Raw genomic sequence first — 14,723 nt, forward strand, 5'->3', positions numbered from 1 at the left:
CTCACCACATCAGGTCGTCCGGCACCTTGTAGGCGGCGTACGGATCGTCCTCGTCCACCTCTTCGGAGGCGACGTTGAGCAACACGATACGACGCGGGTCGCGCTCCTGGATGCGCAGGGCGGCATCACGCGGGATCACCTCGTAGCCGCCGCCGTGCTGGACGATGGCCAGCGAGCCACGGCTCAGCTTGTCGCGCATCAGGTCGTTGACGGCGATGCGCTTGACCTTCTTGTTGTCGACGAAGTTGTAGTAGTCGTCGGTGGTCAGCTTGGGCAGGCGGGTGCGTTCGATCAGTTGCTTGACCTGCGCCGCGCGGGCCTTCTGGTCGGCCTTCTCCTGCTGCTGGCGGTTCAGCTCCTGGTCCTTGGCCAGCTTCTCGGCCTGGGCCTGGAGGGTGGCCTGGCGCAGGCTGTCGTCCTTCTCCACCTGGTTCTTCTTCTCCAGGCGTTGTTGCTTCTGCTGTTGCTTACCGGCCTGCTTGGCCTGCTTTTCACTGACCAGTCCGGCTTTCAGCAGCTGGTCACGAAGGGAAAGGCTCATGGGTCGTTCAGTCTCTCTGCTTAGCAGCCAAGGGTGGCTTTTTCCTGTTTCTTGGCCTCGCCCCAGAGGGCGTCCAGTTCATCCAGGGTGCAATCTTCAATGGGACGACCCGCTTCGCGCAATGCCTGTTCGATGTAGCGGAAGCGCCGCTCGAACTTGGCGTTGGCCGAACGCAGTGCCGTCTCGGGGTCGACCTTAAGGTGACGGGCGAGGTTGACCGCAACGAACAGCAGGTCGCCCAGTTCCTCGGCCACTGCCTCGGGGTCGTTCTCGCTCATGGCTTCGAGGACCTCGTCCAGCTCCTCGCGGACCTTGTCCACCACCGGCAGCGCCTCGGGCCAGTCAAAGCCCACCTGGGCCGCGCGCTTCTGCAGCTTGGCCGCCCGGGACAGGGCCGGCAGCGCGCTGGGCACGTCGTCCAGCAGGGAGAGCTGCTCCGGGGCGGCGGCCTGCTCAGCGCGCTCCTCGGCCTTGATCTCCTCCCAGCGCTGCTTGATGGCGGCCTCCTCCAGGCGTGCCATGTCCGGGGCGCCGTACAGGTCACCGTCGGGGAACACATGGGGATGGCGGCGCACCAGCTTGCGGGTGATCGCATCGACCACCGTGGCGAACTCGAAGCGGCCCTCCTCCTTCGCCAGCTGGCTGTAGTAGACGACCTGGAACAGCAGGTCACCCAGCTCGCCGGGCAGGTGGGCGAAGTCGCCCCGCTCGATGGCGTCCGCCACCTCGTAGGCCTCTTCGAGGGTGTGCGGGACGATGCTGGCGTAGTCCTGCTTCAGGTCCCAGGGGCAGCCGTACTGCGGGTCACGCAGCCGGGCCATCAGGTGCAGCAGGTCATTGAGTTGGTACATGGCAGATCCAGTGGTTGAACCCGGCGCGACCTGAACGTCACGCGCGAATCGCGCAGCGGTTCAGGCTGCGCGATTACGACGGGCCTCGATGATGTTGGGCAGCTGGGCGATCTTCGCCAGCAGGCGGCCCAGGGCGTCAAGCCCCGGGATCTCGATGGTCAGCAGCATGGAGGCGGTGTTGTCCTCCTTGTTCGAGCGGGTGTTCACCGCCAGCACGTTGATGCGCTCGTTGAGCAGCACCTGGGACACGTCACGCAGCAGGCCGGAACGGTCGTAGGCCTTGATGACGATGTCCACCGGGTAGGTCTGCACCGGCACCGGGCCCCAGCTGACCTGGATCATCCGCTCGGGTTCGCGGCTGGCCAGCTGCAGCGCCGAGGCACAGTCCTGGCGGTGGATGCTGACGCCACGACCGAGGGTGATGTAGCCGACGATCGGGTCGCCCGGCAGCGGCTGGCAGCAGCCGGCCATCTGGGTGAGCAGGTTGCCGACGCCCTGGATCTGCACGTCGCCGCGCTTGCCCGGCTTGTACTGTCCGGTGGAGCGGCGGGGGATGAGCTCCAGCTGCTCGCTGGTGCCGCGCTCCGGCTCCACCAGTTGCTGGGCGTTGCTCACCACGTGGGCCAGGCGCAGGTCGCCGGCCCCCAGGGCCGCGTGCATGTCCTCGGCGGTGCGCAGGTTGCACTTCTCGGCGAGCTTCTCGAAGTCCACCGGCGGCAGCGCCAGGCGCGCCAGCTCGCGCTCGAGCATGGCCTTGCCGGCGGCGACGTTCTGGTCGCGGGCCTGCAGCTTGAACCAGTGGACGATCTTCGCCCGCGCCCGGGAGGTGGTGATGTAGCCCAGGTTGGGGTTGAGCCAGTCGCGGCTCGGCGAGCCCTGCTTGCCGGTGATGATTTCCACCTGCTCGCCGGTCTGCAGGCTGTAGTTCAGCGGCACGATGCGCCCGTTGATCTTCGCGCCCCGGCAGTTGTGGCCGATCTCGGTGTGCACGCGGTAGGCGAAGTCCAGGGGCGTGGCGCCCTTGGGCAAGTCGATGGCGTGGCCATCGGGGGTGAACACGTAGACGCGGTCGGGCTCGATGTCGACCCGCAGCTGCTCGGCCAGCCCGCCGATGTCGCCCAGTTCCTCGTGCCACTCCAGCACCTGGCGCAGCCAGGAGATCTTCTCTTCGTAGTGGTTGGAGCTGGTCTTGACGTCGGTGCCCTTGTAGCGCCAGTGGGCGCAGACACCGAGTTCGGCTTCCTCGTGCATGGCGTGGGTGCGGATCTGCACCTCCAGCACCTTGCCGTCCGGGCCGATCACCGCCGTGTGCAGGGAGCGGTAGCCGTTCTCCTTGGGGTTGGCGATGTAGTCGTCGAATTCCTTGGGGATGTGGCGCCACAGGGTGTGCACGATGCCCAGCGCGGTGTAGCAGTCGCGCACTTCCGGCACCAGCACGCGCACAGCGCGCACGTCGTAGATCTGGCTGAACTGCAGGCCCTTGCGCTGCATCTTCCGCCAGATGGAATAGATGTGCTTGGCACGCCCGCTGATGTCGGACTTGATGCCCGCCGCCGTGAGTTCCTGGCGCAGCTGGTTCATCACGTCGGCGATGTACTGCTCGCGGTCCAGGCGGCGCTCGTGCAGCAGCTTGGCGATCTTCTTGTACTGGTCCGGCTCCAGGTAGCGGAAGGACAGGTCCTCCAGCTCCCACTTGATATGGCCGATGCCCAGGCGGTGGGCCAGGGGCGCGTAGATGTCGAACACCTCGCGGGCAACGCGGTGGCGCTTCTCCTCGTCGGCGTTCTTCACCTCACGGATGGCGCAGGTGCGCTCAGCCAGCTTGATGAGGGCGACGCGTACGTCGTCGACCATCGCCACCAGCATCTTGCGCAGGTTCTCCACCTGGGTCTGGGTGCCCAGCACCATGGACTGGCGCGGGTTGAGGCTGGCACTGATGGCGGCCATGCGCAGCACGCCCTCGATCAGCTTGGCGACCACCGGACCGAAGCGCTGCTGCACGTCGGCCAGGGGGATCTTGCCCTCGCGCACGCCGCGGTAGATCACCGCCGCCACCAGGGACTCCTGGTCGAGCTTGAGGTCAGCGAGGATCTCGGCGATCTCCAGGCCCGTCTGGAAGCTGGAGGTGCCTTCGGCCCAGAGGTTCTGCGCGGCGTTGGCCTGCTGCTCGGCATCGCGGGCGAACTCGCAGGCCTGCTTCAGCACGGCGCGGTCCAGCACCGGATCGAGACTGAGCACATGGTCCAGCCATGCCTCGAGGTTGATACTGCCGTCGGTGTTGACCGGCTGTTGCGCTCTGACCTGTACCATCTTGCCTTACCTTCCCTACGGCGCATGCCAGCGCGCCGAATGATCGCCAGCCTCTCTGGGCCAGTCGGATTACGCGAGCGTCCTAGCCCGCCTCGAATAACGCCATGGCCTCCACATGCGCCGTCTGCGGGAACATGTCGAGGATGCCGGCCGTCCTCAGCCGGTAGCCCTGCCGGACCAGCTCGGCGCTGTCGCGCGCCAGGGTGGCCGGGTTGCAGGACACATACACCACCCGCTTCGCCTTCAGTTCGCCCAGGTGGCGAGCCACCTCGAACGCCCCGTCACGCGGCGGGTCCAGCAATACTGCGTCGAAGCCCCCGGTCGCCCAGGTGGCTTCGGCCAGCGGCTTCGACAAGTCGGCCGCAAAAAAGTGCGCGTTGCCCAGGCCGTTCGCCCGGGCGTTGTCGCGGGCCCGCTCGACCATCGCCTCGACGCCTTCCACCGCCACCACTTCGCGGCTCATCCGCGCCAGCGGCAGGGCGAAATTGCCCAGCCCGCAGAACAGGTCCAGGACCCGCTCGTGGCCCTGGGGTGCCAACCAGTCTAGCGCCTGGCGGACCATCGCTTCGTTGATCCAGGCATTGACCTGGACGAAATCGCCCGGGCGGTAGCCCAGCGCCAGGTCCCACTGTTCCAATCGGTAACCCAGCTGCGCGTCGGCGTGGTCCGGCTGCGGCTCACCCGCCCCCTGCAGCCAGAGCAGCGCCTGGTGCTCGGCGCAGAACGCGCGCAGGCGTGCCAGGTCGCCGTCGACCAGCGGTTGGGTATGGCGCAGCAGGAGGGAAGAGGCGGTGCCGTGAAAGAGCTCGACGTGTCCGATCGCTTGCGGTCTTTCCAGGCCGGCCAGCAGGGGCGGTAACGCACGCAGGATCGTCTGCAAGGGCTGTACCAGCACGGCACAGTCCTGCACGGCGACGATGGACTGGCTCGCCGCAGCGCGAAAACCCACCTCCAGGCGCGCGGCCTTGGCGTCCCAGCGCACCGCCACGCGGGCGCGACGCCGGTAGCCGAACTCCGGCCCCACCAGCGGCGCGGCCCAGGTTTCCGGCACCAGGCCGGCGAAGCGCTCCAGCTGCTCGGCCAGCGTGCGCTGTTTCAGGGCGAGCTGGGCCTCATGGGGCAGATGCTGGAGCGAACAGCCACCGCACTGGCGGGCATGGGGGCACGGCTCGGCGCGACGCTCCGGGCTGGCCCGCAGGATACGCTCGGCACGGGCCTCCACCACCTGGCTGCGGGCACCCAGCACCCGCGCCTCGACGGACTCGCCCGGCAGGGCGCCGTCGACGAACCAGGTGCGCCCCTGCTCGAAGGCGATGCCCCGGCCGTCATGGGCCAGGCGCTCCACCTCCAGGGTCTGCTTCTTGCCCACCGGCACTGCCGGCGAGGCCTGGCGCTTGCCGCCCCCGCTCTGGAAGCGCAGCCCACCGTTACGCTTGGACATCGGGCCTCCGTAGCGGCAGGTGCATGCGCAGCGGCACCAGCACGCTCGGCGCGCAGCGCGAAAGCACCGGCAATGCCGGCACGCGGCTGACCCCGAGCACGGGCGCGGTGGACAGGTGAATGCGATAGGCCCGGAGCGAGTAGCGCCCCGGGCGAAGGTCAGGACGGGAAATCGGAGTCATCACGGGCGCGCGTCGTACACACCGGTGGACAGGTAGCGATCGCCACGGTCGCAGATGATCGCCACCATCACGGCGTTCTCCACCTCGCGGGACAGGCGCAGCATGGCCGCCACCGAACCGCCGGAGGACACGCCGCAGAAGATGCCTTCCTCGCGCGCCAGGCAGCGCATGGTGTCCTCGGCTTCGGACTGGGCCATGTCGACGACGCGGTCCACGCGCTCGGCCTGGTAGATCCTCGGCAGGTATTCCTGGGGCCAGCGGCGGATGCCGGGGATGGCCGAGCCTTCCTGGGGCTGCAGGCCGACGATCTGGATCGCCGGGTTCTGCTCCTTGAGGTAGCGCGAGGTGCCCATGATGGTGCCGGTGGTGCCCATGGAGCTGATGAAGTGGGTCACGGTGCCCTGGGTCTGACGCCAGATCTCCGGGCCGGTCCCCACGTAGTGGGCCTCGGGGTTGTCACCGTTGGCGAACTGGTCCAGCACCTTGCCACGGCCTTCGGCCTGCATGCGCTCGGCCAGATCGCGGGCACCTTCCATGCCCTCGTCCTTGCTGACGATGATCAGCTCGGCGCCGTAGGCGGTCATCGCCGCCTTGCGCTCGGCGCTCATGTTGTCCGGCATGATCAGGATCATCCGGTAACCCTTGATCGCCGCCGCCATGGCCAGGGCGATGCCGGTATTGCCGGAGGTGGCCTCGATCAGCGTGTCGCCGGGCTGGATGTCACCGCGCAGCTCGGCACGGGTGATCATCGACAGGGCCGGGCGGTCCTTCACGGAGCCGGCCGGGTTGTTGCCTTCGAGCTTGACCAGGAGGGTGTTGCGGGTGTCGCCCCCCAGGCGCTGCAGGCGCACCAGCGGGGTGTTGCCGATGCAGTCGGCGATGGTTGGGTACTGCAGGGTCATGGCGGTTCTGCGATCCAGACTCAGAGGGGCGCCCATGATACCGGCAAACCCCTCTACGCCATATCGCACAAGCGTTTCCGCTTATGGCTTAGCGCTATATCCATGGAACGGAATGGCATTTGGAAAGGCTGCGCCCGTGGTTTTACAGCACAAATGGAAATGAATACTATTCGCCGCCTTTCCCCTGGCCATGCCGCCCATGTCCCTCACCCTGACCCGCACCGACATCCTCGACCGCGAGGCCCTGCAGCAACGCCTGGCCAGCGAACCGCGCCAGGCCGCCAGCGCCGTGCTGGCCGCCGCCCGTGAAGGCGTGGTGCCCGCGCAGACCCTGCTGGGCCAGCTGCTGCTGGACGGGCGCGGCATCGAGCGCGACCCGGCGCTGGCGCGGCAGTGGTTCCGCATCGCCGCCGCCCAGGGCGACCCCATGGCCCACAACATGCTCGGCCGCTGCCTGGAACAGGGCTGGGGCGGCGAGGTGGACCTGCCCGGCGCCGCCCGGGCCTTCCGCCAGGCCATGGAAGCCGGGCTCGACTGGGGTTGCTACAACTACGCCCACCTGCTGGCCACCGGACGTGGCGTGGCGAAGGACCCGGCCCAGGCCCTGGCCCTCTACGAGCGCGCCGCCGCCCAGGGCCACGCCAAGGCGATGAACTTCGCCGGGCGCTTCCATGAAGAAGGCATCGGCGTGCCCGCCGACCCCGAGCGCGCCCACGCCTGGTACCGGCGCTCCGCCGAGGCCGGCGACTTCCGTGGCCAGTTCAGCCATGCCACCGTGCTGGCCGACCAGGGCGACCTGGCAGGCGCCCTGCACTGGCTGCGCCTGGCCCTGGCCGGCGGCAACCTCAACTTCCTCCGGGAGAGCCGCGCCCGCCTCGCCCAGGCCCGGCACGCCGACATCCGCGCCCTCGCCCTGCCCTACTACCAGCGCGCTGCCGAACTGGGCGACGACAGCGACCGCCAGGCCCTGGAGGCCTACCAGCAAAGCAGCGCGGGCTGAGATTCAGGACAGCCCCTGGACCACGCCCAATACGGCCATCACCGGCAGCCAGCCCAGCGGCAACCACGCCGCCAGCCTGGGCCGGTAGGGCAACAGCAGCGCCAGCAACAACCCCGACAGGGACACCAGCCCGAACCAGGCCACCGGCCCCATCGCCCAGCCCCAGAACGCCGCACTCGCCGGCAAGGCCAACGCCAACAGGCCCCAGCCCGCCGCCCGCAGGCCACGCCGCAGTGCGGGCGTCGGCTCACGCTGCCACACCTGGCGAAAATGCCGGGGCAGGCCCAGGCACAACGCGGCCATTCCGCCGTGGACCAGGCCCGCCGCCACGCTCAGCATCAGGCTCATCCCTGCACCTCCGCTTTCGGGCGACGCACCCGCGCCGGTCGCACGGCCGCCGGCTGCTGCACGCGCCAGGCGCACCCGGCCAGCAACAGGCCGATGGCAACGGCCGTCACTTCCAGCATGCCGCGGGTGAAATCCCCTGCCCCGCTGCCGGTGGCCCAGCCCAGCAACGGCACGCCCAGGCACAGCGCCGCGCCACAGCCGAGCTGCTCGCTCCAGCCCCGCGCCCCCGGCCGCCACACGGCGTGGACCAGGCTGGCCAGCCAGAGCAGGAAGAACACCCGCACCTCCCACTGCGCGCGCCCGGCCAGCTCCAGCGGCAGCAGGCGGTTGGCCCACAGCAGCCCCACGCAGGCCACGCCCAGGCCGGCCACCGCCGACAGATTCAGTGCCGCCACCAGGCGCGCGCCCATGCCAGGGCTGGCCTGGCGCCGCTGCTTCACCTCGTAGAGCAGCAGGCCGGTGGCGATCATCACGCAGCCGCCGAGCCCACAGAGGAAATACAGCCAGCGCATGGGGTAGCCGCCGAACTGGGCGAAGTGCAGCCCCATGATCACCCGGTGGGTCAGCACGCTGGCGCGCATGGCCGGCGGCGCCTGCAGCAGCGCCCCGGTCACCCCGTCGAAGACCATGTTCTGCCCCTTGGTCAGGGCGATGCGGTTGCCCAGCACCCGCCGCACTTCCACCCGGGCATCGCTGCGCCCGGGATGGCGGATCACCACGCCGCCCACCGGCCCCATCTTCCGCTCGGCCTCGGCCAGCATCGGCGCCAGCGCGGCCAGAGGGGCCGGCTGCGTCTGGCCACGGGGCGGGTGGGCCTCCTCGGTGCCGGACTGGGCGTGGAAGTACGCCTCGACGTCGCCGTCGAACAGGCTCTCCAGCGCCGCCGGCATGTAGATCAGCAGGAAGATGGCCAACCCGGTGTAGGCGATCATCAGGTGGAACGGCAGCAACAGCACCGCCGTGGCGTTGTGGGCATCCAGCCAGGAGCGCTGGCCCTTGCCGGGGCGGAAGGTGAAGAATTCCTTGAAGAACTTCTTGTGGATGACGATGCCGGTCAGCAGCGCCACCAGCATGCCCAGCGCCAGCAGACCCACCACCCAGATGCCGAGCATGCGCGGCAGGTCGAGGGTGAAATGGAAGCGGAAGAAGAACAGCCCGCCGGCACTGTCACGTTGCGGCAGCACCTCGCCCGTCGCCGGGTCCAGGGCCACGCCACCGCCGTGGCGACGTTCGCCCGCAGAGACGGACAACCCCGGCGAGCGCTCGGTGGGCAGGTTCAGGGTCCAGGCCCGTGCCTCGGGGTGGTGCTGCCGCAGGTAGGCCAGCCCGCGCTCGGCGGCCTCGGCGGTAGGCACCGGGGTGTCGCGCACCTCCGGGTGCATCCAGTGATCGATCTCCTGGTCGAACACCGCCAACGTCCCGGTGAGGAACACCGCAAACAGCAGCCAACCGGCCAGCAGGCCGCCCCAGGTGTGCAGCCAGGCCATAGACTGGGTGAAGGTCTTCTTCATGCCAGCCACTCCAGCAGGCGCGGCCAGAAGCCCAGGGCCGCCAGCGGCAGCGCCGGGGCCAGCCCCAGCCAGGCAAGCAGGGCGCTGCGGGCGGCGAAGGCCCAGCACACCGCCAGGGTGTAGACCACGAAGCACGGCAGGCTGGCCACCAGCAACGCATCCACCGGGTGCAGCGGCAACAACCGCGCCAGCGCGGCGGTGAAGGCGTAGGTGAAGGCATAGCCGCCGAGCAAGGCGGCCACCACACGCGAAAGGACCGGCGCCCAGGCCGGCAGGGACAGGGTCATGAACAGGCTCCTCACGGGGTCATGGCACCACGCCCAGTTGCCGCCAGACCGGCAGCACGGCGTGTTCGAACTGGTTCAGCTGTGCGTCGTCCACCTGCACCTGCCAGCCCTCGCGGCGCAGCAGGGCCAGGCCGGTTTCGCGCAGCAGGCCGCCGCGCAGGCCCGGCATCTCCAGCAGCACCCGCGCCAGGGCCATCTGCTGCGCCGTCACGGGGATGGATGCTCCCAGGCTGGGCGCCACCAGGTGGCGATAGCCAACCCCGGCCAGCGCCCCTTCGGCCAGCAGGCGGTTGAGTCGCTGACCGGTTTCCACTGCCACCGGCCCCGGCGTCAGCGGGTGGGCATGCCCGGCCCAGGTGAGCATCTGCAACGCCCGGTTGAGCTGGCCGAGCTGCGGCGCCAATGCCGGCCGCCGGGCCAGTTCGGCGAAGCCCTGGGGCCCTTCGGCGAGGGCCTGCAGCAACGGCGAGAACAACGACGCCTCGCCCTCCACCGGGCCGATGCGGGTGTCGAAGCACAGGCCACCCCGGGTCGGCGCCCCCGGCAATGCCGCCCAGCAGCCCTCCAGCAAGGCCTGGCGATGGGCCGCCGGCGCGAGCGCCTGGCCCGTGCGCTGGTAGAGGTCGCGCCGCTGGGACTGGTTACGCGCCAGGTCCTTGGCCGTCTCGCGGGCCTCGGGCGTCTGCAGCGCCTCCAGCAGCGGCAGGCAGGCGCCGGGCACCGACAGCGCGTCGATGTTCTCCAGCGGCACGGCACTGCCGGCGTAGTCCAGGCCGATCGCCGTGAACTCGCCCATCACCTGGGCCACCGGCAGGGGCTCCCAGTGTTCGCAGAGCAGTTCATGGGCAAGCTGGGCCAGGTCCTCCGGCTCGCCGGCGTCCAGCCGCCGGGCCACGTCGGGGTGCTCGACGAAGTAGCCGGCCCCCGCCGCCTGCCAGCCACGCAGGGCGGCGAAGGCACTGCGCAGGCGTTGCGTCGGTGTGCCAGGTGCCTGCCGGGCGTGCTGCCAGATGAAGCGCTGGGCGGCGCGGAACGCCGACAGGCCCGGCTCGGTCATGTAGCCCAGGTAAGCCACGCCACCGGGCCGCAGGCGCTGCTGGATAAAGCTGCGGATGGCCGCCCGGTTGGCCGGCGACACCCAGGAATAGACGCCGTGCAGGACGATGAAGTCGAAGCCCTCGCCCAGGTCCTGCCCGGCCAGCCCGTCGAACGCCGCCTCGACGAAGCGCAGGTTGCCGAGCCCGGCCCGGGTGGCCAGGTCACGTCCGTGGGCAATGTGCCGGGGGTTGAAGTCCACCGCGACGAACTCGCCAGCCGGGTTGGCCGCTGCCAGCAGCAGGCTGCCCAGCCCCTGGCCGCAGCCCAGCTCGCAATAGCGAAAGCCCCGGGACAGGTCCGGGGCGCTGCGCCCAAGGGCGGTGAGGGTGGCCACCATCCAGCTCGGTGCGAGTTCCGGCTGGACCAGGTGGGGATAAGGGGCATCGGCCAGGTAGCCGTCGTGCCAGAGGCTCATGCGCTGCATCCATCATGAAAAGGCCCCGCCGGAGCACCCGGCGGGGCATGGGCCTGCCGTTTCCGGCAGGCCAGGAGCCCAGGTCAGAACGAGGCGGTGACGGAGGCGAAGTACGACCGGCCCGGTTCGTTGTAGGTGTTGGCGCCGGCGTCGCTGGCGTTGCCTTCGCGGTAGATGCGTTTGTCGAACAGGTTGTTGATGCCCAGGCGCACGCTGTAGTTCTCGCTGAACGCGTAGCCGGCGCTGACGCCCATCAGCCCGTAGGGGTCCACGTCCTTCTGCGCGGTGGTGGCATAGGCCTGATTGGTGCGCTGGTTGAGCGAGGGCGCTTCCTGCTTGCCGTAGTAGGTGCCGCTGACCTGCAGGGAGAGCTGCTCGGTGGCGTACCAGTCCAGGGTGGTGTTGACGGTGTACTCGGGGATGATGCTCAGCGGCTCGCCGGTGTCGCGGTCCTCGGACTGGATCATGTAGGTGAGGTTGGTGTTCCACTCCAGGCTCGGGTCGAGGGCGATGAACAGGTTGCCCTCGATGCCTTCCACCACCGCCTTGCCGGCGTTCTCCCACTGCTGCACGCGACGGCCATTGGCCAGGCGGTAGGTGAAGTTGTTGCTGCCGACGATCTTGTTCTTGTAGTCGTTGCGGAAGTAGGTGGCGCTGGCGCGCCATTGCCCCATGTCCAGGGCCAGGCCGATTTCCTTGTTGATGCTGGTTTCCGCCTCCAGGTTCGGGTTGCCCACCAGGTAGCAGCCGCCGCTGTTGGTCTGCCCGGCGTTGCAGCCGTTGCCCATGCTGTAGAGCAGGTAGTTGGGGTTGGACTGGTAGAGGTTGGGCGTCTTGTAGGCGCGTGCGATGCCGCCCTTCAGGGTCAGTTCGTCGGTGAGCTTGTGGGAGGCGTTGAGGCTCGGGCTCCAGTTGCCGCCGAACTCCTCGTGCTGGTCATAGCGCAGGCCCGGGGTGACGGTGGTGCGGCTGTCCAGCTCGATATTGTCCTCGGCGTACAGCGCGTAGCTGCGGGCGTCGGTCTTGGTATTGCCACGGCTGAAGCCGGGGATGGGCGGTACGCCGGCGCTGCCCGGGTCGAAGGTCTGGGCGCGCAGGGAGCCCGGGTCGTTGAGGACCTCGTAGAGGTACTCGCCCCCCAGGGTGAGCATCTGCTCGAACCCCAGGCTCAGGGGCAGGTTCACCTCGCCGCTGGCGCGGGTGTTGCGCAGGCGCGAGGTGAAGGCCCCGGCGCCGTTGGCAGGCGCGCCTTCGGAGCTGCCGGCCAGGCCTTCGTTGAGGCGCCAGTTGCGGGTGTAGTCGTAGGCCAGGCTGGCCTTGGAGGTGCCCCATTCGAAGTCGCCGTTGTGGGTCAGCGAATAGGCGCTGCGCTGCATCACGTTGGTTTCCGAGCCCACCAGGCCGCTGACGAAGGCGCCGCCGTTGTTGAGCATGGTGTCGCCGGCAAAGATGTTGCCCTGGCGGCTGTAGCTGGCCTCCAGGTCGAGGCTCTGCTCGGGGTTGAGCTGCCAGCTGAGCAGGCCGTTGACGTCCTTGTTGCGCACGCCTTCACGGCCCGCCACCAGGGAAGTGGGGTCGCTCTGGTGGCCAGCGTTGAGGTCGGCGTCGTCGGCATCGGTCTTGCTCATGCCGCCGTACACGCGGAAGGCCAGCGCGTCGTTCAACGGGCCGCTGAGGTTGAAGTTGGTGCGGCGGCTGGCGCCCTCGGCATCGTCCTCGGGGAGCTGGGTGAACACGGTCATCGAGCCGTGCAGTTCCTGGGTGGGGCGCTTGGTGATGATGTTGACCACGCCGCCCATGGCGCCGGAGCCGTAGCGGGCAGCGGCCGGGCCACGGAGGATCTCGATGCGCTCCACTTCCTCGGCCGGCACCCAGTTGGTCTCGCCACGGGTGTCGCGGTCGCCGTTCCAGCCGTAGCGCACGGCGTTGCGCGAGGTGGAGGGCTTGCCGTCGATGAGGATCAGGGTGTTTTCCGGGCCCATGCCGCGCAGGTCGATCTGGCGGTTGTTGCCACGGTTGCCGCTGGTGCTGTTGCCGGTGAGGTTGACCCCCGGCTCGCGGCGGATCACGTCGGACAGGTCATTGGCCGGCGGACGCTTGCGGATGTCCTCGGCGGTGATGATGGAAACCCCCGGGGCCTGCTTCAGCTCCTGCTCGGCGGTGCCGATCACGCGGGTTTCCTGCAGCTCCAGCGCCTGCTCGGCGGTTTCACCGACCTTTGTCCGGGCCTGCTCGGCGACGTCGTCGGCCAGCTCCAGCGTCTCGGCCTGGACCCAGGCCGGCGCGGAGGCGGCCAGCAGGGCCAGGGCGAAGGGGTTGAGGGTGAATCGCGGCTGCGTCATGGGGCACTCCTTGGGCAATCGGGCAGTCACGTGGGACGGGGCATGCCGATGAAGGCGGAGCGACCGCGCTGGTCTTCATTTGGCAGGCCCGAGTCGGACGCGGGTCGGCGCAAATGGTATTTATTCTTATTTGGCAGTAAAGATCATTTACAAACTATACATTTGCCAAACGCAGGCACAGGCGCAGGCCCCGCGCACCGTTCTCCGCCCACAGGTCACCGCCCTGTGAGCGCAGGGTGCCGCGGGCGATGGCCAGCCCCAGACCGAAGCCCTCGCCCCCCGGGCGGGCACTGCTGAGGCGGGTGAAGGGCCGGAAGATGGCCTCCAGCTGGGCCGGGTCCACGCCGCCGCCCTCGTCCTCCAGCCACAGCTGCCAGTGCTCGCCCTCGCGCTGTGCACCGAGGCGGATCGTGCCATCCGGCGGGGAATGGCGGATGGCGTTGCGCAGGCCGTTCTCCAGGGCCTGGGCCAGGCCGTTGAGGTTGCCGTGGACGCGGCAGTCCGTCGGCAGCTCGCAGCGCAGGCGCTCCGGCGGCCAGCCGCTTTCGAAGCAGGCGTCCTCGCTGAGCACGGCCCAGAGCGAGGCCACGTCGATCACCTCCCGTGGCAGCTGCGGGCGCTCGGTGTCCAGCCACACCAGCTCCAGGGTGTCGTCCACCAGCTTCTGCATGCATTGCACTTCGCGCTCCAGGCGCTGGCGCAGTTGGCCGATCTCCAGCTCGCTCTCCCCCGCCACCCGCAGCCGGCTCAGCGGCGTGCGCAGCTCGTGGGAGAGGTCGCAAAGCAATTGGCGCTGGTGCTCCACCGTGGTTTCCAGGCGCTCGGCCATGTGGTCGAAGGCCCGGGCCAGCTCGCCCAGTTCATCGCGACGGCGGCTGACCTCGGGTGAAACCCGGGTGGACAGGTGGTTGCCGCGCAGGGCGTTGGCCTGCTCGCGCAGGTGACGCAACGGGGCGAGCAGCAGGCGGTACAGCCCGACGCAGAGGAGGAAGGCCAGGGCCCCCGGCACCACGCCGTGGATCACGAAGCGCGCCAGCAGGCTGAACCCGCCGGGCAGGTAGCGCTCGGGCAGGCGCATCACCAGCTGGCCGGCATCCGGTGCCTCGGGGAACGGCAGGCTGAGGATCGGCAGCCCGCCACTGCGCTTGCTCATGGGCCAGTCGACGCGCCGCATGAAGGTCAGGCGCCCGTACTCCTCCACGTTCAGCGGGCGGCTGCCGAGGCTGCGCAGGTCGGGCCCCACCACCACGGCCCAATCCGGTTCGCGGGCCTGGTGGCGCTCCAGCCAGCGGTCCACGCCAGCTTGGCCGTCGCGCCGCCAGGCCTGCTCGGCCTCTGCGGCGTAGCGGTTGAGCCGGGCCTGGGCAGCCTCAGTGAGGTGGTAGCTCTGCAACTCGACGTACTCGCCCCAGGCGCGGGCGAGCCAGATCACCAGCACGCTGAAGGCCACCAGCAGCACCGCGAGGGGCCAGAACAGCGAACGCCGCCCGGGCATG

The 14,723-nt window shown here is 69.4% G+C and carries 12 protein-coding genes; 1 reads left to right on the top strand and 11 read right to left on the bottom strand.

Translation table 11 applies throughout. The features are described from left to right. Window position 1 precedes the first annotated feature (1 nt). From SZ55_RS26455 to cysM, 5 genes are all read right to left on the bottom strand, one after another. Entirely contained in the window at window positions 2-541 is a 540-nt protein-coding gene (locus tag SZ55_RS26455) for a DUF2058 domain-containing protein (protein WP_044414186.1), read from the bottom strand. A 20-nt stretch (window positions 542-561) separates the two neighbouring features. Continuing rightward, window positions 562-1,392 (bottom strand): nucleoside triphosphate pyrophosphohydrolase, encoded by an 831-nt coding sequence (mazG, locus tag SZ55_RS26460; protein ID WP_044414189.1) that lies wholly within the window; start codon window positions 1,390-1,392, stop codon window positions 562-564. 60 nt (window positions 1,393-1,452) lie between these two features. Then, the gene (relA, locus tag SZ55_RS26465; RefSeq protein ID WP_044414192.1) at window positions 1,453-3,702 is read right to left on the bottom strand and encodes a GTP diphosphokinase; all 2,250 of its coding nucleotides are present in this window, start codon (window positions 3,700-3,702) and stop codon (window positions 1,453-1,455) included. An 82-nt stretch (window positions 3,703-3,784) separates the two neighbouring features. Further along, a complete protein-coding gene (gene rlmD / locus SZ55_RS26470) occupies window positions 3,785-5,143 on the bottom strand; it encodes a 23S rRNA (uracil(1939)-C(5))-methyltransferase RlmD (protein WP_044414195.1) in 1,359 nt (452 codons plus the stop codon). A gap of 180 nt (window positions 5,144-5,323) precedes the next feature. Then, window positions 5,324-6,226, bottom strand: a complete 903-nt coding sequence (cysM, locus tag SZ55_RS26475; protein WP_044414198.1) for a cysteine synthase CysM — start codon at window positions 6,224-6,226, stop codon at window positions 5,324-5,326. Between the two features lie 199 nt (window positions 6,227-6,425). Between cysM and SZ55_RS26480 the strand changes: the two genes are divergently transcribed. Next, window positions 6,426-7,226: a tetratricopeptide repeat protein gene (locus SZ55_RS26480; protein WP_044414460.1), complete on the top strand. Its 801-nt coding sequence runs from the start codon at window positions 6,426-6,428 to the stop codon at window positions 7,224-7,226. Window positions 7,227-7,229: 3 nt separating this feature from the next. Here the strand turns inward: SZ55_RS26480 and SZ55_RS26485 are convergent, their stop codons facing one another. The 6 genes from SZ55_RS26485 to SZ55_RS26510 form a co-directional block, all read right to left on the bottom strand. Then, window positions 7,230-7,574, bottom strand: a complete 345-nt coding sequence (locus tag SZ55_RS26485; protein ID WP_177329746.1) for a DUF3325 domain-containing protein — start codon at window positions 7,572-7,574, stop codon at window positions 7,230-7,232. Further along, complete coding sequence (locus SZ55_RS26490) at window positions 7,571-9,085, bottom strand: PepSY-associated TM helix domain-containing protein (protein WP_044414201.1); 1,515 nt, start codon at window positions 9,083-9,085, stop codon at window positions 7,571-7,573. The genes SZ55_RS26485 and SZ55_RS26490 overlap by 4 nt, the downstream gene beginning before the upstream one ends. Then, complete coding sequence (locus SZ55_RS26495) at window positions 9,082-9,372, bottom strand: hypothetical protein (RefSeq protein WP_044414204.1); 291 nt, start codon at window positions 9,370-9,372, stop codon at window positions 9,082-9,084. The genes SZ55_RS26490 and SZ55_RS26495 overlap by 4 nt, the downstream gene beginning before the upstream one ends. 19 nt (window positions 9,373-9,391) lie before the next feature. Further along, a complete protein-coding gene (locus tag SZ55_RS26500; RefSeq protein ID WP_044414207.1) occupies window positions 9,392-10,885 on the bottom strand; it encodes a class I SAM-dependent methyltransferase in 1,494 nt (497 codons plus the stop codon). Between the two features lie 83 nt (window positions 10,886-10,968). Further along, on the bottom strand, window positions 10,969-13,227 hold the full coding sequence (locus tag SZ55_RS26505; RefSeq protein ID WP_044414210.1) for a TonB-dependent siderophore receptor: 2,259 nt from the start codon (window positions 13,225-13,227) through the stop codon (window positions 10,969-10,971). Window positions 13,228-13,381: 154 nt separating this feature from the next. After that, window positions 13,382-14,722, bottom strand: a complete 1,341-nt coding sequence (locus SZ55_RS26510; RefSeq protein ID WP_044414213.1) for a HAMP domain-containing sensor histidine kinase — start codon at window positions 14,720-14,722, stop codon at window positions 13,382-13,384. Window position 14,723: the final 1 nt, after the last annotated feature.

Source organism: Pseudomonas sp. FeS53a, assembly GCF_000931385.1.
In the GTDB taxonomy this organism is placed as follows: domain Bacteria; phylum Pseudomonadota; class Gammaproteobacteria; order Pseudomonadales; family Pseudomonadaceae; genus Metapseudomonas; species Metapseudomonas otitidis.

Bases quoted from the DNA above. Each gene is read 5' to 3' on its own strand.
- SZ55_RS26455 (WP_044414186.1), bottom strand. From the start codon at position 541: ATGAGCCTTTCCCTTCGTGACCAGCTGCTGAAAGCCGGACTGGTCAGT.
- mazG (WP_044414189.1), bottom strand. From the start codon at position 1,392: ATGTACCAACTCAATGACCTGCTGCACCTGATGGCCCGGCTGCGTGAC.
- relA (WP_044414192.1), bottom strand. From the start codon at position 3,702: ATGGTACAGGTCAGAGCGCAACAGCCGGTCAACACCGACGGCAGTATC.
- rlmD (WP_044414195.1), bottom strand. From the start codon at position 5,143: ATGTCCAAGCGTAACGGTGGGCTGCGCTTCCAGAGCGGGGGCGGCAAG.
- cysM (WP_044414198.1), bottom strand. From the start codon at position 6,226: ATGACCCTGCAGTACCCAACCATCGCCGACTGCATCGGCAACACCCCG.
- SZ55_RS26480 (WP_044414460.1), top strand. From the start codon at position 6,426: ATGTCCCTCACCCTGACCCGCACCGACATCCTCGACCGCGAGGCCCTG.
- SZ55_RS26485 (WP_177329746.1), bottom strand. From the start codon at position 7,574: ATGAGCCTGATGCTGAGCGTGGCGGCGGGCCTGGTCCACGGCGGAATG.
- SZ55_RS26490 (WP_044414201.1), bottom strand. From the start codon at position 9,085: ATGAAGAAGACCTTCACCCAGTCTATGGCCTGGCTGCACACCTGGGGC.
- SZ55_RS26495 (WP_044414204.1), bottom strand. From the start codon at position 9,372: ATGACCCTGTCCCTGCCGGCCTGGGCGCCGGTCCTTTCGCGTGTGGTG.
- SZ55_RS26500 (WP_044414207.1), bottom strand. From the start codon at position 10,885: ATGAGCCTCTGGCACGACGGCTACCTGGCCGATGCCCCTTATCCCCAC.
- SZ55_RS26505 (WP_044414210.1), bottom strand. From the start codon at position 13,227: ATGACGCAGCCGCGATTCACCCTCAACCCCTTCGCCCTGGCCCTGCTG.
- SZ55_RS26510 (WP_044414213.1), bottom strand. From the start codon at position 14,722: ATGCCCGGGCGGCGTTCGCTGTTCTGGCCCCTCGCGGTGCTGCTGGTG.